23 protein-coding genes and 1 tRNA gene are annotated in these 26,363 nt (G+C 44.1%); 14 read left to right on the top strand and 10 right to left on the bottom strand.

What is annotated here, in order from left to right; all coding sequences use genetic code 11:
• Window positions 1-65 precede the first annotated feature (65 nt).
• On the bottom strand, window positions 66-620 hold the full coding sequence (locus OO774_RS18480) for a sugar O-acetyltransferase (RefSeq protein WP_264908205.1): 555 nt from the start codon (window positions 618-620) through the stop codon (window positions 66-68).
• 114 nt (window positions 621-734) lie between these two features.
• Window positions 735-1,133, bottom strand: a complete 399-nt coding sequence (locus OO774_RS18475) for an OsmC family protein (RefSeq protein WP_065297924.1) — start codon at window positions 1,131-1,133, stop codon at window positions 735-737.
• A 180-nt stretch (window positions 1,134-1,313) separates the two neighbouring features.
• Between OO774_RS18475 and msrB the strand changes: the two genes are divergently transcribed.
• Together msrB and OO774_RS18465 are read left to right on the top strand one after the other, a co-directional pair.
• Window positions 1,314-2,453, top strand: coding sequence for a peptide-methionine (R)-S-oxide reductase MsrB (msrB, locus tag OO774_RS18470; protein WP_264908202.1), 1,140 nt, complete (start codon window positions 1,314-1,316; stop codon window positions 2,451-2,453).
• A gap of 10 nt (window positions 2,454-2,463) precedes the next feature.
• Window positions 2,464-2,616, top strand: a complete 153-nt coding sequence (locus tag OO774_RS18465) for a DUF2256 domain-containing protein (RefSeq protein WP_176292332.1) — start codon at window positions 2,464-2,466, stop codon at window positions 2,614-2,616.
• Window positions 2,617-2,626: 10 nt separating this feature from the next.
• Here the strand turns inward: OO774_RS18465 and OO774_RS18460 are convergent, their stop codons facing one another.
• Together OO774_RS18460 and OO774_RS18455 are read right to left on the bottom strand one after the other, a co-directional pair.
• Window positions 2,627-3,334 carry an SDR family oxidoreductase gene (locus OO774_RS18460; protein ID WP_264908200.1) on the bottom strand — a complete coding sequence of 236 codons (708 nt, stop codon included), beginning with the start codon at window positions 3,332-3,334 and terminating at the stop codon, window positions 2,627-2,629.
• Window positions 3,334-4,878 (bottom strand): cryptochrome/photolyase family protein, encoded by a 1,545-nt coding sequence (locus OO774_RS18455; protein WP_264908199.1) that lies wholly within the window; start codon window positions 4,876-4,878, stop codon window positions 3,334-3,336. Before OO774_RS18455 ends, OO774_RS18460 begins: the two co-directional genes overlap by 1 nt.
• Before the next feature lie 181 nt (window positions 4,879-5,059).
• Between OO774_RS18455 and OO774_RS18450 the strand changes: the two genes are divergently transcribed.
• Window positions 5,060-6,073, top strand: coding sequence for a GGDEF domain-containing protein (locus OO774_RS18450; protein WP_264908198.1), 1,014 nt, complete (start codon window positions 5,060-5,062; stop codon window positions 6,071-6,073).
• A 115-nt stretch (window positions 6,074-6,188) separates the two neighbouring features.
• Here OO774_RS18450 and OO774_RS18445 read toward each other — a convergent pair whose 3' ends face one another.
• Window positions 6,189-6,767: a hypothetical protein gene (locus OO774_RS18445; RefSeq protein ID WP_264908197.1), complete on the bottom strand. Its 579-nt coding sequence runs from the start codon at window positions 6,765-6,767 to the stop codon at window positions 6,189-6,191.
• Window positions 6,768-6,942: 175 nt separating this feature from the next.
• Here OO774_RS18445 and OO774_RS18440 point away from each other — a divergent pair, with 175 nt between their 5' ends.
• Window positions 6,943-8,499, top strand: coding sequence for a DUF3612 domain-containing protein (locus tag OO774_RS18440; protein ID WP_264908195.1), 1,557 nt, complete (start codon window positions 6,943-6,945; stop codon window positions 8,497-8,499).
• Window positions 8,500-8,859: 360 nt separating this feature from the next.
• Here the strand turns inward: OO774_RS18440 and OO774_RS18435 are convergent, their stop codons facing one another.
• Complete coding sequence (locus tag OO774_RS18435; RefSeq protein ID WP_264908194.1) at window positions 8,860-10,221, bottom strand: sensor domain-containing diguanylate cyclase; 1,362 nt, start codon at window positions 10,219-10,221, stop codon at window positions 8,860-8,862.
• A gap of 135 nt (window positions 10,222-10,356) precedes the next feature.
• Here OO774_RS18435 and OO774_RS18430 point away from each other — a divergent pair, with 135 nt between their 5' ends.
• Together OO774_RS18430 and OO774_RS18425 are read left to right on the top strand one after the other, a co-directional pair.
• Window positions 10,357-10,956: an alpha-ketoglutarate-dependent dioxygenase AlkB gene (locus OO774_RS18430; protein ID WP_264908193.1), complete on the top strand. Its 600-nt coding sequence runs from the start codon at window positions 10,357-10,359 to the stop codon at window positions 10,954-10,956.
• Between the two features lie 73 nt (window positions 10,957-11,029).
• Window positions 11,030-12,124 (top strand): DUF3541 domain-containing protein, encoded by a 1,095-nt coding sequence (locus OO774_RS18425; RefSeq protein ID WP_264908191.1) that lies wholly within the window; start codon window positions 11,030-11,032, stop codon window positions 12,122-12,124.
• Between the two features lie 49 nt (window positions 12,125-12,173).
• Here the strand turns inward: OO774_RS18425 and OO774_RS18420 are convergent, their stop codons facing one another.
• Window positions 12,174-13,382: a NupC/NupG family nucleoside CNT transporter gene (locus OO774_RS18420; protein WP_264908189.1), complete on the bottom strand. Its 1,209-nt coding sequence runs from the start codon at window positions 13,380-13,382 to the stop codon at window positions 12,174-12,176.
• Between the two features lie 701 nt (window positions 13,383-14,083).
• On the opposite strand from OO774_RS18420, the gene OO774_RS18415 reads away from it, so the two are divergent.
• Both OO774_RS18415 and OO774_RS18410 read left to right on the top strand, forming a co-directional pair.
• A tRNA-Leu gene (locus tag OO774_RS18415) sits at window positions 14,084-14,167 on the top strand.
• 33 nt (window positions 14,168-14,200) lie between these two features.
• The gene (locus tag OO774_RS18410) at window positions 14,201-14,812 is read left to right on the top strand and encodes a DUF2913 family protein (protein WP_264908186.1); all 612 of its coding nucleotides are present in this window, start codon (window positions 14,201-14,203) and stop codon (window positions 14,810-14,812) included.
• 28 nt (window positions 14,813-14,840) lie between these two features.
• Here OO774_RS18410 and lhgO read toward each other — a convergent pair whose 3' ends face one another.
• A complete protein-coding gene (lhgO, locus tag OO774_RS18405) occupies window positions 14,841-16,085 on the bottom strand; it encodes an L-2-hydroxyglutarate oxidase (protein ID WP_264908185.1) in 1,245 nt (414 codons plus the stop codon).
• 708 nt (window positions 16,086-16,793) lie between these two features.
• On the opposite strand from lhgO, the gene brnQ reads away from it, so the two are divergent.
• Window positions 16,794-18,104, top strand: a complete 1,311-nt coding sequence (gene brnQ, locus OO774_RS18400) for a branched-chain amino acid transport system II carrier protein (RefSeq protein ID WP_264908183.1) — start codon at window positions 16,794-16,796, stop codon at window positions 18,102-18,104.
• Window positions 18,105-18,211: 107 nt separating this feature from the next.
• The gene (locus OO774_RS18395) at window positions 18,212-19,447 is read left to right on the top strand and encodes a GGDEF domain-containing protein (protein ID WP_264908181.1); all 1,236 of its coding nucleotides are present in this window, start codon (window positions 18,212-18,214) and stop codon (window positions 19,445-19,447) included.
• Between the two features lie 107 nt (window positions 19,448-19,554).
• On the opposite strand, the gene OO774_RS18390 is transcribed toward OO774_RS18395, so the two are convergent.
• Window positions 19,555-21,591 carry a PhoX family phosphatase gene (locus OO774_RS18390; protein WP_264908179.1) on the bottom strand — a complete coding sequence of 679 codons (2,037 nt, stop codon included), beginning with the start codon at window positions 21,589-21,591 and terminating at the stop codon, window positions 19,555-19,557.
• Window positions 21,592-21,673: 82 nt separating this feature from the next.
• Here OO774_RS18390 and OO774_RS18385 point away from each other — a divergent pair, with 82 nt between their 5' ends.
• The 4 genes from OO774_RS18385 (at window position 21,674) to OO774_RS18370 (ending at window position 25,134) form a co-directional block, all read left to right on the top strand.
• Window positions 21,674-21,820, top strand: coding sequence for a hypothetical protein (locus OO774_RS18385; protein ID WP_264908178.1), 147 nt, complete (start codon window positions 21,674-21,676; stop codon window positions 21,818-21,820).
• A gap of 71 nt (window positions 21,821-21,891) precedes the next feature.
• Window positions 21,892-22,230, top strand: a complete 339-nt coding sequence (locus OO774_RS18380) for a YggL family protein (protein ID WP_264908177.1) — start codon at window positions 21,892-21,894, stop codon at window positions 22,228-22,230.
• A gap of 1,500 nt (window positions 22,231-23,730) precedes the next feature.
• Complete coding sequence (gene rimK / locus OO774_RS18375) at window positions 23,731-24,636, top strand: 30S ribosomal protein S6--L-glutamate ligase (RefSeq protein WP_264908176.1); 906 nt, start codon at window positions 23,731-23,733, stop codon at window positions 24,634-24,636.
• Between the two features lie 66 nt (window positions 24,637-24,702).
• Complete coding sequence (locus OO774_RS18370) at window positions 24,703-25,134, top strand: RimK/LysX family protein (RefSeq protein WP_264908174.1); 432 nt, start codon at window positions 24,703-24,705, stop codon at window positions 25,132-25,134.
• A 33-nt stretch (window positions 25,135-25,167) separates the two neighbouring features.
• Here the strand turns inward: OO774_RS18370 and OO774_RS18365 are convergent, their stop codons facing one another.
• A complete protein-coding gene (locus tag OO774_RS18365; protein WP_264908645.1) occupies window positions 25,168-25,908 on the bottom strand; it encodes an MBL fold metallo-hydrolase in 741 nt (246 codons plus the stop codon).
• Window positions 25,909-26,363: the final 455 nt, after the last annotated feature.

The raw sequence follows: 26,363 nt of genomic DNA, 5'->3' as shown, positions 1-26,363 counted from the left end.
ACATTTTGCACTTAGTCGCAATTTTCGACCATATCTGACTGTGTTGATGGAGGATCGGTTTGAAACTAGCCCTCTTCGTTCAAGCGACGAATCAATTTCGCGGGTGTGCCGCCATAAAGGCAATCAGGCGGAACGTCCTCGTTTACCACTGAGTTTGCGGCAATGACGGAACGAGCACCAATCGTTACCCCTTGATTGATGACCGAATTACCGCCAATCCATACATCGTCTTCGACAACGATCGGTTTACAGAAGGTTTCCCAGCTTCTGCGACTGCGGTAATCCAATGAATGCGATGCAGTATAGAACTGGGCACTCGGACCTATCAGGACGTTATTCCCAATGGTAATTTTGGCACCGTCAAGCATAACCACATTCATATTGATAAAGGTCTCTTCACCAATTTCAATGGTTTTACCGAACTCGCAGTGAAACGGAGCTTGAACAATACACAACCCCGCTTTACCAAACAGTTGCTTTTGCAACGCGTCACGCTGACTTTCATCGGTATTGTTGTTAAACGCGCGCAATGCATGAGTGGCGTGCGTCCTAATGGCATCGATTGATTCATCCATACCATTAAACACTTGGCCAGACATCATTTTCTCTAATTCTGTCATTGGAACACCCTACTACTTTAAACACCGCTCACCGTACGTGATTTCAGAAATAAAAAAAGAGAAAAGACGACGCTTTTCTCCTTCCTGTTTTCTGATATTTGGCGTTATGCGGGGTTAAACAATTTCCCAGCTATGGGTCATCTCAACGCCTTCTCCAAGCATCAAACAAACTGAGCAATATTTTTCGAGGGAATCTGCCGCAACTTGAGCAACAATTTCTGGATTCAGATCTTTACCAGACACTTCAAAATGGATATTCACTTTGGTGAAAATACGCGGTGCCGTTTCACGACGCTCTGTGGTTAACTTCGCGTTGACCGACTCAACCTTTTGCTCTGCAGATTTTAAGCCATCTACAACGTCGACAGAGCTACAACCGCCCGCCGCCATTAGTACCATTTCCATTGGGCTTGGAGCTGTCGCGCCACCATTCCCGTCCATCACGACAGAATGGCCAGACTGAGACTGACCTAGGAATTTAAAATCTTCGACCCATTTAACTTCTGCTTGCATGGTTTACCTCATATTGCATCGTTCGTTAATACCCTCGTATCAACGAGCAGGTATGTTTCGTGCCGATACTCTATCTTTGTTAGAAAAAAGGACAACGTAATTTTCAAAATTCGTGCAATTTTTTCGCTCTGTTACCTTTCTATTTACGTAACAGTTGAGAAATTAATTATAGAGGATGCTATGAAGACGTTATCTAAGTTAAGGATCGGATTCTCTTTCGCACTATCAGTCCTGGTCCTACTACTCAGTACGATAAGCAGCGCAGATACGATGAGTAAAACGAACACATCAGAAAAAGTGGAGATTGCGACACTTGCGGGTGGCTGCTTTTGGTGTACAGAGTCAGATTTAGAGCAACTAACCGGTGTATTGGACGTGGTTTCTGGCTACTCCGGCGGTCACGTTAAAAACCCAACCTACAAACAAGTGTCTTCGGGTAAGAGCGGGCATATTGAAGTGATCGAGGTGAAATACGATCCGAGTGTGGTGAGCTACGAGCAAGTTCTGGACTACTTTTTCAGGCACATAGATCCGACCGACAATAAAGGCTCGTTTGTTGATCGCGGTCCTCAATATCGCCCAGCGATTTTTTATCACAATGAACAGCAAAAACAGGTTGCAGAAAACTTCATGATGGAAATCGACAAAGCGATGATCTATCCGAAGCCGCTGAAAACTGAGTTAATCAAATTTGACAAGTTTTATCCTGCCGAAACGTATCATCAGGACTATTACAAAAAGAGCAGTTTGAAGTACAAATATTATCGCTATGCATCGGGGCGAGATCAGTACCTGGATGATGTTTTTGGAGACGATCGTAAAGAGCGTCCGAAAACCCTTCATCAGCTTATTGAAGAGAAAAAGTTGCTGTCGAAGGTCAAAGCCTATAGCAAGCCTTCCCAAGCAGAAATTAAATCTACCCTGACGGAAATTCAGTATTACGTCACACAAGAAGAGGGAACAGAAAAGCCATTTGAAAACGAATACTGGGATAATAAAGAGGCGGGTATCTACGTCGATATTGTCACAGGTGAGCCGCTGTTCTCTTCAACTGACAAATACAAGTCGGGTACTGGGTGGCCTAGTTTTACTAAGCCAATTAATCCCGGCTACATCGTGGAAAAAACCGACTACAAATTATTGTACCCTAGGACAGAAGTTCGCAGTAAATTCGGTGATTCACACCTCGGACACGTATTTGACGATGGCCCAAAACCAACTGGATTACGTTACTGCATGAACTCAGCTGCGATGAAGTTTGTTCCTGTAAATAAAATGGCTCAGCAAGGTTACGGCGATTACTTGTACCTTTTCAAATAGTGGGAAAAGTATGAAGGGATTTAAAGCGCATTTACCGACGAAAACCTGCCCTATCTGTAAACGGCCGTTTTCCTGGCGCAAAAAATGGCAACGAAGTTGGGCAGAAGTGGTTTATTGCTCTGAGCGCTGTCGCCGTAGTAAGTCTTCACTAACGACGTCGTAGTAAAAAGAAGTTACCAAGGTAAACTCTCCCCATCATACGCCCAAAATGCCCCGCTATCTTGCGGGGCTGCTTCTTCTATTAACCGAATCAAATCAGACGCGACTCGCTGTGGTGTAAAAAGCTTATTTGCAGGCACATTCGCCTGAAAAGGTGCAGATAGAGGCGTATCCGTCGTACCGGGGTGAAGCGCTAGAACCACGCCATGCTTTACCGTGCGACGCCACTCTATCGACATGGTTTTAAGAAACATATTGAGCGCAGCCTTGGAAGCTCGATAGCTGTACCAGCCACCAAGTTGATTGTCACTGATGCTGCCAACCTTTGCCGATATTGAAGCAAATTTTGGAGTGTAACTGCGTTTCAAGGCAGGTGTGAAATATTTCGCCAACAGCATAGTTGGTAAGGTATTAACCGCGACCGATTGAAGAAAAAACTCCGCGTCCAAAGAGCTCAAATTCTTTTCAGGCCCTTTGTCCTTGGTGTGCAACATACCGACGCAGTTAATTACCCAATCTACTTCACAAACAGACTCACTCAAGCCTCTAATTTGCGTTTCGTCGCTCACGTCTACTTGATGCCAAGTCACGCCAATTTGATGGACGTCTGGCTTTTGTCGACGATAGGTAGCGTGAACCTCCGCATTCGGAAATCGTCTTCCTATTTCTTGGACTATCGCCCACCCGATTCCACCGTTTCCACCTGCAACCAGAATTTTCATTACAAGATCTCCAAGTCAGAGATGTATCGCTCAGCAGTATCCAGAATGGCTTGGCGTTGCGACTCTTCCATATTGTCCCATGAACGGAAGATCATCCCGATTCTCGGGTTGCGGGTTAACCGCTTCTCATGTTTGTGCATAAATCGCCAGTATAAGCTGTTAAATGGACACGAGCCTTCTCCGCTGCGAGCTTTGTTATCGTAGTGACAACTTTTACAGTAATCGCTCATCTTGTTGATGTAGGAACCGCTTGCCGCATAGGGCTTGGTACCAACAATGCCACCATCGGCGAACAAGGCCATCCCTCGGGTGTTGGGCATTTCCACCCATTCAATCGCATCGACGTAAATACCAAGATACCATTCATCCACTTGGTCTGGATTTATCTCTGTCAGCAAACAAAAATTACCCGTGACCATCAAACGCTGGATGTGGTGTGCGTAGGCATAGTCGAGTGACTGTCCAATCGCATTACGCATACAAGCCATTTTCGTTTCACCACTCCAAAAGTATCCCGGTAATTGACGTGACGCTCCAAGCTCGTTTTTCTGCGGATACTGCGGCATATTCGCCCAATAGATAGCACGAATGTACTCTCGCCAGCCTAACACTTGTCGAATGAAGCCCTCTACCTGAGAAATATCGATGTTGGGGTTCGCCTCAAAGGCACGAAGCGCAGCATCAATCACTTCCTTCGGATGCAGTAATTTGCTGTTCATCGAGAAAGATAACCGACTGTGGTAAAGGCTCCACTTCGCATCATGCTCGCCCGTCATGGCGTCCTGAAATCGTCCAAACAAAGGGAGGCAGACCTGACAGAAGTGCGCCAGAAGAGATAAGCTCTGAGAACGGTTAACTGGCCAAAGCAGAGCAGCGTCGAGTTTGCCTATCGTCTGGATATTGTGTCGCTTTAAGCGCGCAATAATCTCATTCACGTTTAAGCTGAACATCAGCGGGTTAGGCAGTTGTTCGATGTCTTTTGCTTTGAGCTTATTGCGATTGTTCGCGTCGTAATTCCACTTTCCACCCAGAGGTTTGCCGTCTTGCATCAATATATTGAAACGCTTACGCATGCGACGATAAAAGTGCTCCATCGTGACGTGCTTCCCTTTCGGAAACTGCGGTTCTATTTTCTCAAATGGCAGTAAAAAGTGCTCAGTATCGACACAACGCGTTACCACACCTTCTAGTTTTACATTCGCTAACTGTTCCAATAGCCGGTACTCATCCGGCCTTTGATACTCAAACTTAATCGCACCCACTTCTTTAACGTAGTGCTTTAACAATTGCTCTAGGTTCTCAAAAGGCTGAGTGTCATCTAAAGTCAAATACAATACATGATGGCCTTCACTTTGTTTTTCTCTCGCAAACTGTGCCATGGCGGAGAAAAATGCACATACTTTCTGTATATGATGCGTCACATAAGTATTTTCCTGCTTGAGTTCGGCTATCAGAAAAAGTACGTTGTCATCCATTTGCTGAAACCATGAATGCTCACTATTGAGCTGATCACCCAGTATCAGTCTAATTGTCTCATATCGCATCTATCATTCCTTATGCGAATAATTATTGCTTCAGGTCATTGGTTTGGAATTTATACCTTCAATTTTATCAATAATTATCTTAATCACTCATTTTTGTATAAAGCATTCAAATATTTAAAGCGATATGCCTCATTTTCCGTTACTCTAGACCTAATTCCATTTTGTTGCTTGCATCTCAGAAATGACTGACGAGTTTAAGAAATCGACCGCTAACTTAAAAAAAGCGGTACCACTAATGATCAAAAACTACGTAGCAGCCACCCCAGCTAACTACGCGCTTTGGTATACCTACGTGGATAACGCTATTCCAGATCTCAACCTAGAAATGGATACAGTGCTAAAAAGCTACGACGCTTGTCCGCCAGCTACCACGAAGAGTCTCTATAAGCGTTATGTGGCAAATAAAGCGGAAACCAGTCTTGACGATCTAAGAAACAATATAGAAGTGTTGTTGAACGAAATATCAAGTTCAATGGATGATACGATTTCAGATACCTCCACATTTTCAGATATGGTAGACAAAAGCGTCAACAAGCTAGAAAAAGTTCAAGATAACAATGTGAGTATTGAGGAAGTCATGAACGCCGTCCATCAGTTCGTAGAGGATGCGCATGAGATTCGTCATTCAACCAAGTTTTTAAATAGTCAGCTCACCAACGCAAGTGAAGAGATCTCTCGACTAAAAACCCAACTGGCAGAAGTCCAAAAAGACGCGCTATTTGATGGGTTATCTAACCTTTACAACCGTCGTGCTTTTGATTCAGATCTCGCGGCGCTAATCGACGCGAATCAGTCAATGAGTCTTATTATGCTTGATATCGACCATTTCAAAGAGTTTAACGACTGTTATGGTCACCTTTTTGGTGACAGTGTGCTTAAATCCATTGCTCGACGCCTGCAACAAAGCAGCCGTGATGGAACCTGTGCTTATCGTTTTGGCGGCGAAGAGTTTGCGTTAATTGTACCGAATAAGTCGCTGCGTATTGCACGTCAATATGCTGATATGTTACGTCGTATGATTGAAAAGCTGCGAGTAAAAGATAAACGCACGGGCTCTCAGGTTCACAGCATTACAGCATCGTTCGGCGTCGCAGAGTTTGAACCTGGAGAAACAGCTGATTCATTGGTCTCCAAAGCAGATAAGCAGCTCTACGATGCAAAACAGTTAGGTCGAAATCGAGTTATGCCCGTCTAACAGCCACATCTAGCAATGAAAAGCGAAGAGACATCCGACTGCTCGATTTTCTCGCGTTAAAATAACAAACCCTGCATATTGTGCAGGGTTTTGTTTATCTGGCTTAATCAGAAGATTAGTCCACGTTATAGCAGTAGCTCAGAACGTAATCTTCACCATTTTTAGCCGTGTATTCTTTGTCTTCACTGCAAGCCATCGGCTTACCTTTCTTGTCACCTTTTACCAGGCTAATCCAATGACGCATTGCCGTTGGCGCATTACCCGTAAGTTCTGGGTTAAAGGTAATGCGAGTTTCTAACTGAATATCATCAATATCCATCAGCTCGACGCAACCGGTACCTTTGTGACAACCGAACATCACTTCAACATGGTTACCTGACTCATCTTTAAGCAAAATCGACTTAGGATCTTCTTTCTCACCAGTGTAAGCCACAAAGTGCTTTGGTCTTGCCAAGCCGCTGTGAGAGCCGTCTTTAAAGTAAGCTAATACATGGCGGTAGTCGATTACGTAGCTTGATACGTCTTGGTGCGACCCGTTCTCCAATGGGAACATACGGTCAAGTAGCTGTTTAGCTTTTACTTGCTTTTCACTCTGTTGCTCAGCACTTACCGCTTCGACGGCAAATACGGCTTCAGCGATAAATGGGCGTTGTGTTTGTTGCATTTCTTTATTATCGAAGTTCAGCATATTCATCGTCATATCCTCGCACTATAAAACTCGTCCTAGAGTACTTACTTAATTGGGTTGTTTAAGTTTCAGACAATTCTGTGAAGTTGATGGTTAATTTCCTTGTCTGCTTAGTATGTAGACTAGCGAATTTTTTACTACAATTTCACAACAAAAATTTTACAGTGTGAATTTTACAAAAATGTCTGTGTCAAAAAGCTTAATTCGTCAATCTCATTTTCTCGGCACCAAGATACGAAACCTGAGAAAAAACAATCACTTAACAATGGAGGATTTATCTGCTCGCTGTGTGAGGATCAACCCAGAGTACGCACCCTCGGTTTCTTACCTGTCCATGATTGAACGCGGAAAACGCGTCCCAAGTATCGATATGCTTGAAGTGATCGCGGAAGTTTTCCAAAAAGATCCCGCTTGGTTTTTAGATGATGAGCCAGAACTGGAAGCGATTACGCCAAACAAAGGCAACCGTGGCGGTATAAATGGCATGGCGCTGGAGCCAAGCTTCCTGTTTTCCAATGATATTCTCCAGATTGCGATTCCTGAAATGCTCTCCCAGACAGGAATTACAGGACGCCAGTTTGCGCACTTACTCATTCGGGCTCACCAAGAGAATCATCAGAACCACTTCCCTGACCTTGAGCGAGCCGCCGAAGAAGTTGGGTTAAAACGCTTGAACCTTTCGGTTGAAGACTTAATCGACATTGCGAAAAGCATGGGGTTGGATATCAGATGGATTGATCGAGCACCACAAGATGTGATCGATGAACTTGGTGTAAGCGCCAAACAGTTGATCACTTCATTTATGGAAGCGCCAGGAACCATTTATCTGAACAAGCGAATGCGCGATTATCCGACCAGACTGAAATATGACTTGGCGGTATACATCGGTCACCGAGTCTTACACAGCAGTGATGCAATGAGCAATGTTCTCACCATTGGACATCAGAATAACTGGGAGCAAATGGACAGTCCAATGTCCAACTCAGAGCTGAATTCACAAGATATTTTACAGGCATGGCGTGATTTCGAGTCGAGTTTCTTTGCCGGCGCACTCTTGTGTCCTAAAGTACCGTTTCGTCAATTGCTAGACCGCTCTGGCTATGAGATCGACGTACACAAAAAAGCGGGAGTATCCCCTTCAGTGGCCATGCGTCGAATGACGGTGGTTTCACCATACCCTCACTGGCACTATTTTGATGCCTACGGGCCAGGTAAACTCAAAGCGGTATATCGTGGTAATGGCATTCCACTACCATGGGGCAATATGCGTAAGGTGAACGATCCTTGCCAGCACTGGGCCGTTTTCCGACGCTTGGCGCAACCACTGGATACCAGCTCAGCTCAAATCTCGATTCTTAATGTTGGTGATGAGCCACGCATATACTGCTGTGAGTCGGTTAATGTTTTTGACCCAGCGGGGAACAACCGCGTGCTGTGTGCCGGTATAGATTTAAACCCAGCGATTTCTGCGCAAGGTGGTGACGCCGTTTCCATTGCAGAAGAGCTGAAGTCCCTGTGTGTTGCTTCAGGAGGCAGTAGCGCTATCCCAACACATATCAAAAAGGACTTAACGACCATCGCCAAAATTTTAAATATTAACTGGATAGAACGTGGTATACAGACGCAAGCGAGGCTGATTTGTTCGAGAGGTGCGGTTTGTCCAAGACAACCAAGTTGTTACAGCAAATGTGGTGAATCAGATCAAGCAGGAGATGAAGTGAAGATTCTTGATCTCTAGAAAGAAAAAACGCCAATCACAATAATCGTGATTGGCGGTATATACTTGTGAACAAATTGCATTCACTAACAACGTCAGTTGGCTAGGTGACCCTCGGCTTAATAAGGGTCACTAATATAAAAGCACATTACGTGCCAACTTTTAAAACCCCATATTTTGGCCGATCTAGATGCATATCGTTGTTTTATTAACCAGAAATTTCGCATGTTGCAATTGCAAAATGCAACGCCATGCAAATATGCTATTAGCCGCATTGCTACTAATTACTTTCTCAAAAAGAAACGTACCAACTAAGCAATGAATTCTATACGCTTTAGAACTAGGCATTAGACGAGAAATAGCAACTATCCCCGCTTCAATTCAGTGATACTTACCACGCTTGTGCTGGTACATTCTTGCATCTGCAGTTTTCATCATCTGCTCTGGTGAGGCTATTTCAGGCTTAAACATCGCATAGCCCATACTGATGTTTAATGTAATGAGATCCTCTCCATAGATGACTGGCGTCGAGCACAGTGTCAATTCAATCTTCTTCAGTAATGCCTGCAAGCTCTCTTCCGACTTGGGGTTGTAAAGCATGATTAAAAATTCATCACCCCCCATGCGAGCAACCATGTCAGAGCGACGTAGACTGCCTTTGACACGTTTCGCTGTTTCTAGTAAAACTTTATCGCCAGCATCATGACCATAGGTGTCGTTGACGCGTTTAAAGTGGTCTAGATCTAAGTTAACCAGAGCAAAGCTGTGCTGTTTTTTATAGCGCTTAGCGAGCTCAAACTGCTGCCTATACGACTGCATAAAATACCGCCGATTCGGCAATTTCGTCAGTTCATCATGCAGTGCGCGTGTATCAGCGATGATATACAAACGATAAATGATAATAAGCGCAACACTCAGTGCCAGCAAAGCAAAGTAGCCAATAAGCCTAACTAAATGTAATTCGTACCAAGGAAGCTGATCTTCCAATTTATCACTGGAGAATAAGGACAAACTCCAGCTTCCATAAGGAAAGTAAACCGTTTCTTTCGCCAACCTTGTCTTGGTTAAATTTGGTGATTCAAAAAAGATATCACCAAACTCACCGCTACTGTCATAACCTCTTATCGTCAAAGGATAACGCTGAGAAAATTCGAAAATGCCTGTCTCATGCAGCAAGTTGTCGAAATCAATAACCGCACTAATCACGCCCCAATAGTCGTGATTGATAGGCGGATCGCGAAAGACAGGCACTCGAACAATCAACCCAAGGCCCCCCTGAACCAACGTAACGGGACCCGCAATGAATATCTCATGAATGTCTCTCGCTTTTTGGACTTGCGCCCATTGCTTCGGCACAGTTCGATAGTCCAACCCGAGCACACTCTCGTTACCCTTGAGTGGAAACATGTGATTTACCACATCATTTTTTGCGATGCCAATAGCTTCAATATTCTTACTTTTCTTCAGGATACGATCGGCAGCGAGGCCTAACTCGTGCTCACCACTTTCGGGTAACAATGTCACTAACGTGCCTAAAGTGCTGGCTTGGTATATGTCGGCCATAAGATCTGCCTCCAAATTGGATCGGAGGATAGAAAGTTGATTTTTAGCTGCAGCAAGTAATTGCTTTTGGTTAAGCTCTCTCTGGTTTTGATGTAGTAGTTCAATCCCCCCTGCAAACAAAGCGAAAAAAGAAAGAAAAAATAAGGCAAAATAATACTGCTTGTTGAGAAAGTGGCGCATTTGCTCTCCACTATCTCGCATACCACTGCGAGACGTTTTTATTTATTGTTTAAATTCTTATTTAATAAAATAATAACCATTAGCTATCATAAAAATAACGATTATCGGCAAATTTTATGGATAGAGTGGCAAAAAATGCAACAACAAGGTGATTTATTTGAGAACTCATTCTGGCAAGAAGTGAAACAGGGCAAACTCTATTATCATCCAAACTTTCTTAGATCTGACGAGGCAGACGACTTTTATACCAGCCTAAGGGAAACGTTACCATGGCACCAAGAGCGAATTAACATCTTCGGTAAATCGGTACTTCAACCTCGACTGCAAGCTTGGCATGGTGATGCTGCTTATACCTACTCTGGGCTGACAATGACCCCCTCCCCCTGGACACCCGATCTGCTTACTCTCAAAGCGCGTTGTGAAGCCATCGCTGAAGTAACTTTCAACTCGGTACTGGCCAATTTATACCGCGATGGTCAAGACTCTATGGGCTGGCATCAAGATAACGAACCAGCGCTAGGCAGAAACCCGGTGATCGCCTCGTTGAATTTGGGTGAAACTCGACGTTTTTTGCTACGTAATTTACATTGTAAAACTCAGGTTGAATACGAGCTTTCTCATGGCGCATTATTGATTATGGCCGGAGAGCTTCAACACCACTGGAGCCACAGCGTGCCAAAAACGGCAAAACCCAAAGGTGAACGTATTAACCTGACTTTTCGACATATTTTGTAGTATTAACCAATCTTTTACACTTAGCTCATCTGTTGGTGGTAGCTTTATGTATAGGTTTTCATGGAATGAATTTATGCGTATCAAGCCGATTAGTTTAGCGTTTTTACTCTCTTTCTTTCTCATTTTTCAAGCTCAAGCGTCTGAGGCTAAGTCTACTCCCTTAAGCTATTCCCAATCAGCACAATTGATCCGGGACACGTATGAACGTGAGCTGTTCACACTTCCTCCCTTTAAAGAGGGGCATTTTGGTCTGCGTATGTACAGGCAGACAAAAGACCAAAGGTATCTTGCCGCGATTTGGACCGATATGGCCCAAGTCGCTAGCCGATTAAATCGATTATCCAACGAAGTCGTCGAGCCGGAAGCGATCATTTTGTACGCTTCGCAAAGGCTAACACAGTACCAGAAGAAAGATGATGAGCGAGGTCAGCTTCGGTATACGGTGACAAAGCATCACCCAGAATATTTATACCTTGGTCTCGATTTGCTTGGAGCGATGGCACGAGCAGACGAGTATGGTCTGAAGCACAACAACGATGTAATTCTCAGAGAAGTATTAAACCGTTATGACTTTACTCACTATGTCACTGACCGAGAGATGATAGAAGCGTGGGCAGCGCAGCTAGCTAATCAAGTTTATTGGCTACGACAACTTGGTGAGCAAGATGTTGTTGAGGCATTTACTCAGGCCTTTAAAACCACCTACCCCGACGATGAAGATAAGAAGCTCTCCACACAACAGTACGGGAACAAAATTTACGGCATGACACACATTGTCTTTGCCGATTCACGGTACTATCAAAAGCAGGTGAGTGAACAAGATCATCAATGGATTTTTGACTACTTTCGCAAAAACATTGATACCATTTTGCTGCGCTGTAAAGAAGACATCATCGCTGAAGTTGGTATTTCTTTCCTTTTAGCTGGATTACCACATGACCCAGTGGTTGAAAAGACACGTAACGCAATTCGAACCGCTATCGATCAAGAGCAAGGTATGATCCCATCGGTTGACGGTAGCTTTGATCTTAAATTTGGTGAACATCGAAACGTGTTAGCCATCATGCTATTAGATTGGAAGGGCGTGAACCAAGGGCCAAGCTATAAATCATTGCCCAAATCGTTTCAATCTGTACCCTTTGGTTTGGTTCCTAAAGACAAAGAATAACAAAACCCGCCAGAACGGCGGGTTTTTCGTACGAGATGAAGCGAGAGTTTTACAGAGAGATAAAAATACCCGCTAAGCACGCGCTCATCAGGTTGGCTAACGTCCCTGCTGCAACCGCTCTGAGTCCCATATTCGCAACATCTTTACGACGTTCAGGAGCCATAACTCCAATCGAACCTAGCTGAATCGCAATCGAACCAATATTTGCAAAGCCACACAATGCAAAGGTAATGATAACTTGGGTATGCTCAGACAACGCCGCTTTGTGTTGTACAAAATCAATAAACGCAACGAACTCGTTCATCACAACTTTTTGGCCAATATATGAACCAGCCGCAAGAATTTCATGGGTTGGGACACCAATTAGCCACGCGAGAGGCGAGAACATATAGCCAAAAATAGCTTGCAACGTCACGCCAGAGAAGCCAAACGCGCCACCTAAGTTTTCAAGTCCGGTATTCACCATTGCAATGACACTGACGAATGCGATCAGCATGGTACCTACTGCAACCGCGACTTTCATACCGCCCATTGCGCCACTTGCTAGCGCATCAATGACATTGCTTTCGTCCGCTTTATCCAATTCGATATTGCTGTAGTCGCTCGGCTGTTCGCGCTCAGGTACGATGATTTTAGCCATCATCAAGCTGCCTGGTGCAGCCATGAAGCTCGCCGCAATCAGATACTTCAGCTCGACGCCTAATCCTGCATAACCACCTAAGACGCTGCCCGCGACAGATGCCATACCACCAGCCATAACCGCAAACAGCTCAGATCGCGTCATTCTGGATAAGAATGGACGAATCAAAAGCGGCGATTCACCTTGAGACAAAAAGATATTACCCGTTGCAACCAAAGACTCAGCTTTGCTGGTACCAAGAAACTTTTGGATAGCACCGCCAATCAACTGAATAACCTTTTGCATAATGCCCAAATAGTAAAGGGCGGAGATAAGCGCACTGAAGAAGATGATGATAGGCAGGACACGGATGGCGAAGATAAAACCAGTAGAAGCTAAGTCACCAAACAGGAACTTAATGCCCTCGTCTGCAAAGCTCAACAGACCGGCAACACCGCTACTCAAACTCGCAAGTGCCGCCTGCCCCATCGGGAAGTAAAGCACTAACGCTGCAAAACCCATTTGCAACAGCAATGCACGGCGTACCGTTTTCCAGTTAATAGACGAACGATGTTCGGAAAGAAGAACTGCACAACCCAGTAGTGCCGCGATACCAAATAAACTAAATAGAATGCTCATGACTCGCCTACACAAGGTCAACAAAAAGAGAAGCACCAAAGGACTTGGTGAAAGAAGGAATCAACGTATTAAGTGATGAGACTCTTAGCGAATGAGCATATAGACAGAGCGAATAGTTCGACATCTTATTTTTACCTTATACAAGCAATTAAAGGGAGCTGGTCCGGTCCGTGGGGTCATTCACTGCTGGCGAGTGGATCACTCTGCCTGCTCCATGTGACGGCTTGTATGGGTAAGGGCCTTGAACAACGAAACCCTAAATCCCGTTTAAACGGGACGACAGTATAGTCAATAAAAAGAGATATTCATCACATTTATAAAAGCAAACGTTCAAGCGTTCATATTTCATGCAAACCAGGCATTTTGCGCTAATATCCACACCTAAATAAAGGCTATCATTAGAAGCCCTGCAGCTTTGCAAGTTAAAAATGACCAATAAATGCGCAATCAAACAGGAAAGACTAAAAATGCGTAACTTTACACTCGCCAAGAGGTAGAATTTGGTTATACAATTTGACCGCTTCTTTGCGAAGCCTCTGTAATACCAATCACCGTAAAGAAGTGCTCAGAAATAGCGTAGGAAAAATGCTTGAGAACAAGGCAAAAGTTTTCGATAAGTAGTTACTCTACAATCAAGGATTTTAACGAGCTAGAATGAGAAATTATTTACTACGATTGGTATAAGTGCAGAGCATCATGATGCCGAGATGGTGAAATTGGTAGACACGCTAGCATGAGGTGCTAGTGCCTTTGGTGTGAGGGTTCGAGTCCCTCTCTCGGCACCATTATCCTTCTTCTTTTGATTTCGTTTGAGTGTAATGCAAAGTTCTAAGCAGGCAAGACCATCCGCAGATGCAAACCAACTTCTGAGCGAACTTGCTGTGCATGCTTTACTGCATCTACATTTTAAAATTCATGCTTCGTCTCACCCTATCTCTTTAAAAGAACGTAATGATCTGCTGCAAAAATGGCTCAAGCCTAAATTGAAAAGCAATCGCTACAAGCTGATTAAAAAGCCATTAAAGTCACTGACTCAGCAAGCAAAAGGGGAAAACGGTAATCTAGAAGCGTTGTTGGAACGCTGTGTGGGAGCTGACAAGCCAGGTAACCCTCAGCCACATTTAGACAGCTACTTGCTGCTTATTAATGAAATCGAAAAGAAATTAGGCACCACGGTATTACTCTCTCGCCCAGAGGACGTCGACCTATCGTATGATCAACATGGTTGCCTGCTATGTGTCTTATCAGAAAACCTGAACCAGCATTTCGACGAGAATAATGCCTTAATCGAGCCTATTTCGATGCTTTTCCGCGGCCCGATGAGCCAGCGTTCACTATTCCTAGGCAGCATTTACGCCAACAACTCGTTTAATTACGAAGTGCTGTATCAAGATGAACAGTTCGTGCGCATTGCACTCGAACTGGCATAACTCGGTAACAGGCTACTGACTTCTTATCTCAATAACGCTCTGTGCCTATATCAACTTTCGCCTTTATTTTCGCATCTATTTTATCGCAAATGTATTCTCCAATAGGTATCGCCGATGTTGCAGCTGGCGATGGCGCATTACATACATGTAGACTCCGTGCAGTCTCTGCAAACAGAAAATCATGCACTAATGTACCATCCGACAACACAGCCTGAGCACGAATACCAGCAGGGTGAGGCTTCAAATCTTCAACTTGAATCGTAGGACAGTATTTGTTAACTAACTGCAAGTAGCCGGATTTCCACCAGGAGTTCTTAAACTCTTCTAAACCCGTTTTCAGATGTTTTTTCGTCACTTTCCAAAAGCCAGGGAAGCGCAGCATCCGCCATGTATCTCGAAAGCTGAAGTTAAATTTAGCATAGCCTTCCCGCTTCCAGCCTTGTACCGCATTTGGCCCCACGGTGACCGAGCCATCAATCATGCGAGTCAAGTGAACGCCTAAGAAGGGTAAGTCTGGATCAGGGATTGGGTAGATCAGATGATTGACGACATTGTTGTGCTTATTGTCTAAACGATAATATTCACCACGATATGGGATGATTTGAAAATCTGTTTTTATTCTCATCATCTTAGTCATACGATCAGCCATCAACCCACTGCAAGTCATCAACATCTTGCAGTTGAGCTGCATCGATTGACCATCGGAGACACAAGTAAGCTGTACCTCCTGATCTTTTTCGTCAATGGCGACCACTTGAGTACGTAAACTGACTTGCCCACCCAGCTTTTGGAACTCTCTCGCCATGTGTTCAGTCACTAATCGATAATCAACAATACTGGTGGTTTTGACGTAAATCGCCCCCAACCCGGTGATGTTTGGCTCAGCGAGTTTTAGCTGTGCTTGATCAAGCAATTCAACTTCTATGCCATTGATATGACAACGTTCGTAGAGGGCAATCATACGCTCTACTTCCTGTTCACTCGTTGCGACCAAAAGTTTGCCACAGTTCTCAACAGGAATACCGTGCTCTGCACAAAATGCGATGGTAGCCTCGACGCCTCGTTTACAAAAGTCGGCTTTCAGACTGCCCGGAGCATAGTAAACACCAGCATGAATCACGCCACTGTTATGGCCTGTCTGATGCATCGCGTAACCAGACTCTTTCTCCACCAGCAAAATGGAACGATCAGGATGACGCTGTTGCAACTGCCAGGCGGTAGATACGCCAACGATACCGCCGCCAACGACAATGTAGTCATAAACCGATTTCATACGACCTCAAATAAAAACCCAGAGTTGAGACTGTTGATACTTAAATTACGGCCACTGTAAACAAAATTGACAGAGAATACCGCGCAGCCTGCCACACGAAACAACATTTAAGTACCCAACGAAAGAAAAATGTTACCGATCTCCACGAACATCACGGTAAGCAGACCGATGGACATAACTTTCTCTAGACTTGATTTGAAGAAGTGCCTTAAAAATAAGAACAAGATTCAATCCATTAGAACCCGCTTACCTTTTGAACAGTTTTTGCAGATGAAAAACCTAATGCAAGTGAAAAAATCCACCTGCACACATAATTTACCAAATTTTATTAGTCATATATTCCAACTTAATTATAAAAAACCAGATGATAACTCCAAATCAAAAACAAACTTTAACCATATCCACTTATTTTTCTCTTCAGGGTTGTATCAAGGTAGTAGTGTTGGTTAGTGTAAGAACACGCCAAGGCTAACGATAGCCTGGCACTTTTTACGATTTAAGGATTTCCATGTCAGCAACTACGCAATCATCATTTACTTTGAAACGCCCTTCCAGCGTTGCTGCTGCAATCCTCCTGCTCTCTCTGAAACTGATTCAGGGCTGACAGGCAACACCACAATTTCTGTCAGCTTGATAAGAAGCTGACGGGTCACGATACACTCCCTATTCCTTTCAGTTTCTTTCAAGCGAAACACTAGAGGAATAACAATGTTAAGCGCACGTAATATCGCTGCTTTAGGCTTCATGACCTTCGCCATGTATTTGGGCGCGGGTAACCTTATCTTCCCTCCTTTTTTGGGTTATCAGGCTGGCGAAAACTTTCTTAACGGTATGGCAGGTTTCCTCTTAACCGGAGTGGGACTACCCGCAATGGCATTGGTAATCGTCGCGATAGTCAATGGCTCGGATAAATTAACTGCCGCCTTACCAAAACCGCTGGCCACCAGTTTTTGGGTCATGGTTTTTATTGTTATTGGCCCGGCATTTGTGATTCCACGCGCAATCACCGTCGCTTATCAATTCAGCTTTGCCCCGATTCTTGGTGATTCAGCGTTAATTCCTTTCACCGCCGTGTTCTGCGTAGTGACCATTTTGTTTGCGCTATATCCTGGTAAGTTGATCGATAATCTAGGAAAAGTTCTTACACCCGCTTTAATGGCAATCTTGGTCATCTTATCAGTAACGGCTTTGATCTACCCTGCAGGTGAGACAACTCACGCAACCGGGCCATACGTAGGCGGTGCTTTTTCAGAGGGCTTGACTCAAGGATATATGACGATGGACGCTCTAGGTTCGATTGGCTTTGGTTGGATAATCTTCCGTGCCATTCGAAGCATGGGCATAGACTGTCCAAAAGCGACGGCAAAGTACACGCTAATCGCGGCACTCATGTACGCAGTAGCCATGGCGTTTGTGTATATTTCTTTAGCTTATATTGGTTCTACCAGCACATATTTAGGAAACGAGTTCAGTAACGGTGGTGATATTCTTACCGCGTTTACTTTCAGTCACTTTGGTGCTTTTGGCTCGCTATTGTTGGGCGCGGTTATGGTACTAGCCTGTTTAACAACAGCGATCGGTGTCACCACGGCAGGGAGTGAATTCTATGATAAGACTTTTAGCAAAGTAAGCTACAAAGGCAGTGTTATCATCACAATGATCTTAGCAGGTTTGGTCGCCAACGTTGGACTGGAGCAACTCCTAGCGATCACCTTACCGGCAGTGGTTGCGCTTCATCCGGTCGCGATTGCTTTGATGATGATGGCTCCACTACGTAATAAAATGTCTCAGTCAATGGTGGTGGTCACTGCATTCACCGCACTGGTCTTTGGTTGTGTCGATGCGATGCATATTCTAGGTAATATGCCAGAGTCTATTGATCAATGGATGACTACTCACATGCCTCTTTACAGTGATTTCGCCAGTTGGATTGTACCTAGCGTTGTCATGATCACGCTAGGACTACTAGTCAAACAGAAGAAAAACCAAGGAGAGATTCTGGAGTTGGTCAAAGAATAGCGGTTTAACATAAGACAACTATCTACAATTACGTTAATATACGAGGCGCTTAATTATTAAACTCAGGCAAAGGAGTTGCCTGAGTTGTAGCTCAATACGGAGCGCCTATGGAAAGTCATTATTTAGATGTAAGAACACTTAACTTTATTGTTATTTTGTTTTCTTGTATCTGCTCTATCAGCCTCCTGTGCTACCAATACACACAGAATAAAATCAAAGGGTTGAACACCTTTTCTATCTCTTTGTTGTTTATTGGTCTTGGGCCATTTCTACTCGGGTTCCGAGGTTCCTTTCCCGACTGGCTCACCATCATCGTAGCCAATACCATTATCTTTGTAGGCTTTTCCCTTACCCTTTACAGTGTAAGTATTTTCCGTTCATTCCCACTTAAACTCGCCCATACCATGGCGCTCTCTATCCCCATATTTAGCAGCTTACTTTACTATTTCACGTTTTACGCACCGTCGGTCAAGAGTCGCGTTATCTATCTAAGTATTTATCTGTGTTTGGTGACTTTATGCAGTGGAATAGCAATGTTGAAAGGTAAGAAGAACGATCTATATCTTCCAGTAAAAGCCATGGCTTATTCTTTCTTTTGTTACAGTGCGTTTATGGGAGCAAGAACACTTTGGAGTATATTTGCGCCAGAAATAGCGAGCTTCATGAATGCAGGACTTATCCATCAACTTACTTTCTTATTTAGTATCTGTCTGATTGTTGGTTTGAGTTTTAATATTCTGTGGTTAATAAACGCCCGCCTCGTTGTATCGATTAACGATCTTTCTCTTCGCGATGCATTAACTGGTCTTTATAATCGTCGGGCTTTGGAAGAAATTATTCCGGATCTCATTCACGATGCCAAAATACAAAACACCCCCATCAGTATCGTGATGGCCGATATTGATCGATTTAAAGCAATTAACGACCAATATGGGCACACTATGGGTGATCAGGTTATGGAGAAGATCGCCACTATACTTAAAGAAAACCTGCCGGAATCCGCATGTGTAGTCCGAGTGGGTGGAGACGAGTTCGTGATGATTCTTTTAGATAAGCGAGATCAAGCGGAACGCTTTTCAGAACAGATCAGAACGGCAATAGAAAATGAAGTATCCCTTCAATCGTTTGAGATAAAAGTGACGATGAGTTTTGGCGTCAGCGAATTAGAAAACGGTAGCTCGATGGAAAATGCTCTGACGCAAGCAGATGTCGCGTTATACCACTCAAAGCATTCTGGTCGTAATCGAGTAACACTCTTTGATCAATATAGTGGCTTCTCAGAACATATAGCGACACAACCGACAAAGACTTATCCTGCTAAGATTCCTGAAACCCAGGGGTAGATTGGTGACAAATAGGATTGTGAGGATGTGCGCCTAAATAAACATGGATATAAACAGAAAAGAGCCCCGCAGAAGCAGGGCTGTGTTTAACGCATGAGGAGCTGGAATTATACTGCGATTTCACCACCGTCTTCACGGCGAATCACGACCGTTGAAGCGCGAGGACGAACCGTTGTACCAGCAGGTGTTTCTTCTGCTGCGTCATCGCTGTATGGCCAGTTACCCGGGTGCTGGATATTTATAAACAACGATTTGTAATCTGGGCTAATGGTAAAGCCTGTCACTTCACATCCGTTTGGACCAACAAAGAAACGTTTCAGTTCCGCTTGGTTATCGGCACCAATCGTCGCTGGATCGCCATTGTCATCTGTCAGTTTCGATGGTACGACCGCCAGCATTTGGTCATTGGTGTATGAAGTCACTTCTTCCGCACCGTTATCCGTTTGGATCCAAAGGATACCACGGCCGTCGAATGCCAATCCGTCAGGGCTTGCGAATTGGTTTAACTCCGTTAAGCTTGAACGGTTTGTATCTGCATCACCGTTAGCTGGTGAGCCAAACACAAAGATATCCCATGCAAACTCAGTAGCTGAATCGCCTTCATCCCAACGAATCACGTGACCAAATTTATTGTTTAAACGTGGGTTAGCCGCGTTAGTATCCTCGGTACGACGAGTATTGTTGGTCAGTGTCAGATAAGCCGTGCCAGTGAATGGGTCTACAGAACACCACTCTGGGCGGTCCATTGGAGTCGCACCAACACTGTCAGCCGCACCCGCTGTATTCAGAATGATTTCTGCTAACGAGTCGAACTCATCAGCCAGTGTGCCGCCAGTCGTTGTGATGCTATCTAGCGTTAGTGGTAGCCATGTACCTGTACTGTCTTCATTGAAGCGGGCTACATAAAGCGTACCTTCGTCCATGTACTTATCACCCGTGACCAGGCGATTCGCTGGGTTTGCATCAGCCGGGTCCCAAGCAGCTGCTGACTCAAACTTGTAGAGGTATTCAAAACGAGAATCGTGACCAGAGTAGAATACCACTGGTTTACCTTCTTCCAGCTTACCGAATGTACAACCTTCGTGACGGAAACGGCCTAGCGCAGTACGTTTTTTCGCGCGAGAGTTTTGCGTGTATGGGTCGATTTCAACAATATAGCCATGGCCATTAGCTTCGTTGCGGTAATCGTCTGTTGAGCTAGCGCCTGTTGGAGCCAGATTAAATCGAGTGAACTCATCCAAACGCTCTTCCGCGTTACCAGCTAGGGTCTCCCATAAGTAACGAGTGCTTCCTGATTCAATACCTATACGGTTTTGCTCTTCAGTACGCTCACCTGCATTAACAAAGTAACCAGGCCAGTTCTCTTCACAGGTTAGGTAAGTGCCCCAAGGCGTGTAGCCGTTACCACAGTTATTCAGCGTACCACGAGCCTGGCTGCCGTCTGGAGAGAAGCGCGTTACCGTCAATTCAGTGTGTGCAACAGGGCCAGATAGATCCATCACTGTCGCACCTGTGTAACGACGGTTTAATGGATCGGTATCGACCAATTTCCATATGTTGTCTTCTAGTTGGATACGAACAACCGATACGCCGTGTGCGTTGATCTCTTTACGAACTTCGTCAACGATGGTGCGGACATTGTTCTCTACCGTCGGGCCATTCGGATGCAGCGCTGCAGTATCAATATATTCATGGTTGATACATAGCAAGCCATCTGTTGTGCTGTCATTCAGCGGGAAGAAGTGCATGCCGTCATGGTGCATACCTAATGCGTTAAGCTGGTCATCACCGGTGTTTGAACCGTCACTTTCCCAAGCGTTTCCCTGTGCATTTAACGGCGTACCCCAAGGAACTAAAACTTGAGCAGTGTAACCTGATGGGATAGAAACTGCGTCCGTTAACGAACCAGGAATCGATTCAAAGTTTAGTACTGCTTTTGATACTCCAGACGCAGCACTTGCCGAAGTGCCTGAGCTTGAAGAGTTACACCCAGCCAAGCCAAAAGCACCAAACGCAGTCATTGCACTGATGCCCAATCCGCCTTTCAAAATACTACGACGTGATAGACTCGCTTCTAGTACTTCTTCAAATGGTTTGTTATTGCTGTGGTTATAACGCGTTGCGTCGAAGGTTTCCTTACTCATGATCTCACTTTCCCAATGTTTGATGTAATTTTAAATTAGAGTTTTATAAGTAGTTGAACGAAGGGAAGTTTGGAGAAAAATTATGACAACAATAATTAAGATAAATGAAGGTTATGTTGCTAAATCATTTCTTAACAGCATCAATCAGGGGTGGGGTGGACCTCATATCAACGCGGCGATAACTAAACGTAGTTCGAACAAAGAACAACCAAACATGTCGACTTGTTAGAATTTTACTTGGGATATAGGTTTATAGAAGGTATAAAGTGTGCGTACTAAGATCATCCACGAGAGATAGTTATGAAATTAGAAAGAATCGATAATAAAAGCCGTCGTATCCGTAAAAAGCTGTTCTTAGGTGAATTCGCGATCCTAGGGTTTGAAATCAGCTGTGAAACAGACATCAATGACTTCGACCGCTACGATGTATTCGTTGATGACTTTGTTGATTACATTGACGGTTTAGGTCTGTGCTTTGGTGGCGGTGGTCTGGAACTGTTTGAAGGCTTCCTATGCTCAACTGACCGTTACGGCAACGCAACTGAAGAGCAAAAAGCACAAGTTTTGGCTTGGCTGGAAGCACGCCCTGAAGTAAAAACTGCAAAAGCTAGCGAATTGGTAGATGCAAATTACTTTTAATTCCAGACAGTGAAACTGATCTAGGAAAGTATACAAAGGCTGATCTTCGGATCGGCTTTTTTATTTTTTGTCTAAGGGAAAGTAACGCTAGGAAGGTATTTTAGAGCTGGCAATTACTGGGAATATTGCATTCCACTGCCAGCCCATTGACGTCGAAAGTAGTTAACTATGATTTTTTAGCTGTTTCATCTTTCGTATCTTTCCAATACTGAATACGAACGCGATGTAACTGAGCTCTTCTCATCTTTTTCATAGTAATCTCCCTCATAATATAAGTAGCGCTCTCACTGAGCTTATTGTCTAAGGTTTGTAATTCCCTTAAATCTATATAGGAATCAACTAATTAACCGTGACCAGATTCACAACATAATGACAATAGTGGTTTGTTTGCTGTCTATTATTGTCTGACCAAACCAACTATTATCTTCCCTACACGGTCAACCTACTCACCAGATATGACAGAAAAATGGCAATCAAGTTCCCAGCTTTTACTGTCACCAAATCTTAATAAGACTTTTCGAGGTGGAACATAATCAATTACCATACTTTTAAAACAAAAGTCTAGTCTTTAATTAGAAAAACTAGCGATGAAACAAACTCTTCCAAATAATTTGCTTCATACTCATCTATAGATGAACGAGAGCATTGCTCAGCAGAGAATATTGATTACCCAAGATATATAGACCGGTTTGTGATCGAGAGCAAATCGAGCAGCTCATCCAAAATCATCACAATTACGACATACGCCCAATAACTTGTGCGAGATCTCTTACATAGCGTGTAAGTAAATGGATTAAACCACACTAAGACTAAAGCCAGAAAATAACATTAACCTATTGTTTATAAATAAAAACAATTTAATTCATGCAATCGATTTCAAAAATAATTGCAAATAGAGGATTGAGTAAAAACCACAAAACATGAATACTGAATGTGTCGACAGGATGTTGGCAGGAACAGGAAAAAGCCTAATGGACTAGGTATCTTCAGGATGAAGATTTGATAGCTTAGGATGAGTTGTCAGCAAGGATGTAGTTAAGCTCTAGGATAGAGTTCGCCCGTCAGGATGATAGGCAAGAATGGACACCGCTAGGAAGGCGATGAACAGGGAACTCGGTTAAAGGACTTAGCCATAATCAAGGATAGATGCAGGGAGCACCTATTTAGTAGCCGGATTGCTGCGAAAAAGAATAAGCCCCGTCTGGGAAACCAGGCGGGGTTTTATTATTTCTACTCTTGTCACTTTCCCTCTCTGCAAGAAATCACGCATTATAATTCGCTCGAATTCGATAAAAAATATTTGTCGTCACGACGAGTTTTTTTCGTTTTCATCTGCCAGCGAAAAAAACTAATGTGCACACCCTCAACGATGTGGTTGTCCAACCACCATTCTAACTCGTTGAAGTATGTAGGTTATGTCATATCAATATCATCAGCCTGCTGCATTCTATACTCTATACTTATATTTTTAATCTGGTACTGACTTACAAAGGAACAGCCATGCGTATCGCTATTCTCTCTCGTAATGAGAATTTATATTCAACCATGCGCCTAAAGCAAGCAGGTGAAGAGCGTGGACATCAAGTTGATGTTATCGACACGCTACACTGCTACATGGACATTACGAGTAACAACCCAAAGATTCGTTATATGGGTGAAGAATTGCCACAATACGACGCGGTTATTCCACGTATCGGTGCTTCAGTTACTTTCTACGGCACAGCAGTCGTACGCCAATTTGAAATGATGGGGACATTTTGTGTCAATGAATCGGTCGCGATAAGCCGTTCACGCGACAAACTGCGTTCATTGCAACTTTTGTCTCGCAAAGGCATCGGCTTACCACGTACGGGGTTTGCACACCACCCTGACAACATCCAGGATGTGATCAAAAACGTTGGCGGCGCGCCACTGGTTATTAAGCTACTTGAAGGTACTCAAGGGATTGGTGTTGTTCTGGCTGAAACCAATAAAGCAGCAGAAAGTGTGATTGAAGCCTTCATGGGCTTAAAAGCGAACATCATGGTTCAAGAGTTCATTGAAGAAGCAAAAGGGGCGGATATTCGCTGTTTTGTTGTTGGCAACAAAGTCATTGCCGCAATGAAACGTCAGGCAAAAGAAGGGGAATTCCGCTCGAACCTTCACCGTGGCGGTTCTGCGCAACTTGTCAGGCTGAGCAAAGAAGAACGAGCAACAGCGGTTAATGCTGCAAGAGTGATGGGCTTAAACCTATGTGGTGTAGACATTCTGCAATCCAAAAACGGTCCGGTGGTGATGGAAGTGAACTCCTCGCCGGGTCTTGAAGGTATCGAATTGGCAACAAACAAAAACGTTGCCGCGATGATTTTCGACTTTATCGAAAAAAACGCGAAACCAAATGCAAACCGCACACGCGGTAAAGGTTGATTACTATCCAAACAGCATAGAGAGATGACTTGGCCTCGCTATGCTATCCGTCGCTAGGATGACACTATGAATCAGAAAATTGTCATTGGGAATGCTGAAGCAATTTGCTTACCAGAATTAGGCATTCCCCACCTTGAAGCTCGTATCGACACTGGTGCGCAAACCTCTTCGCTCCACGTCGATAATATCGAGTGCTTTGAGAAGAACGGCCGTTCATATGTCGAGTTCGATCTTCACCCGGATGTTTACCACTTAGAACAGGTCGTTCGCTGTACTGCACCATTAAAAGCGAACCGTAAAGTGAAATCCTCAAACGGGACTTTCGAGCACCGCTGCGTAATCACCACAATGTTACGCATGAACGACCAACAGTGGCCGATAGACATTACATTGACTAACCGTGAAAACATGACTTACATGATGCTGCTAGGCCGTCAGGCAATGTCAGATAAAGTGTTGGTTGATCCGAGCCAGTCCCACTTATTGGCTCCGCAATAACTATCGTATTCGGCGAGTGACGCTCAAAGAGTGTCACTTGCCTCTGCGCTTATTTCTCCGTAACAAAACACTCAGTAACCCTTTCGCTTTTATTTTCGTCGCCCGCCAATGTGTATGTGGCTTAGTTGGCGCTGTATCCAGGATATGCAGATAAGCTTTTTCATCCAGAACCACTTCTCCTCCATGCGCAAGCAACAAACAGCTCGGCTGCAGTTCAAAAACCCGTTTAACAGAACAACGATATTGATTGGGATGAAAAACAGGAAACGGCGCAATCAAGTGTTTTTTCACTTTAACGATCAAATCCGCTACGTACAACACGCTCTGTTCTGCGTGGTAAACCGATAAGTCTCTGTCGGTATGACCCTGGGTTTCCAGTACCTGCCAATCTTCAAACCCCGGAATACTATCACCGTCAAGCAGCTCAATATCTGGATTCAGTTTCCGTGAATACCAGAGGTTACGTTTTGGTTTACGCATTCGATTTGCCATCCACCTTGCCAAACACAAGTCGGTTAAATGCATCAACCAGCCATCAATACCGCTATACCATTGAGCGTCACGCTTAGCCGCTAACACTTTGCATCCTGTCAGAGCTCTAAGTTTATGTGCAGCGCCCGCATGATCGGGATGCATGTGGGTAACGACCACCAGCTTGAGATCGGTAAATGGTCGCTTAAGTTGGTGCTCAATAAAATCTTTGAGATGAGGAATGTCGGCCCGGCTTGCGCCATCAAGCAACATGAGTTTGTCGGTGTACTCGGCGAGATACATGGTCTGTATGTACCCCTGAATTCGATGCAACTGCAAAACATATCCTTATGTTTGAGGTATTTTTCAATCAAGAAATCCATTCTGGTCAGACCAAATATAACAGCAGTGCAGTCCAAATGTTAAACAATTGTTTACATAATTCTTCGACAACCATACCTAATCGATAGGATAGATTTTAATCATTAGACTCTAGACAAGTTTTATCCGTTAATGCGCGCACACGGAGTTCGTGTCAGGGTATGAGGTGATACCAATCGTAGCAAGTAACTGGTCATTCTAGCTGGTTAAAATGTTCGATAACTGCGTTACAATTTTTGACTGTAGAGTAACTACTTATCAAAAAATTGTGCCTTGTTATCATGCATTTTCCTGCGCTATTTCTGATCATTTACTCACTGTGATTGGTATTAATGCCTCATGAATTGCTTTTTGGTACTTTTCCTTCTAATAAATTA

The sequence above is a fragment of the Vibrio sp. STUT-A11 genome (assembly GCF_026000435.1).
In the GTDB taxonomy this organism is placed as follows: Bacteria; Pseudomonadota; Gammaproteobacteria; order Enterobacterales; family Vibrionaceae; genus Vibrio.
Note: the sequence above shows the minus strand (reverse complement) of the source record. Positions and strands in the feature narration are given on the sequence as shown.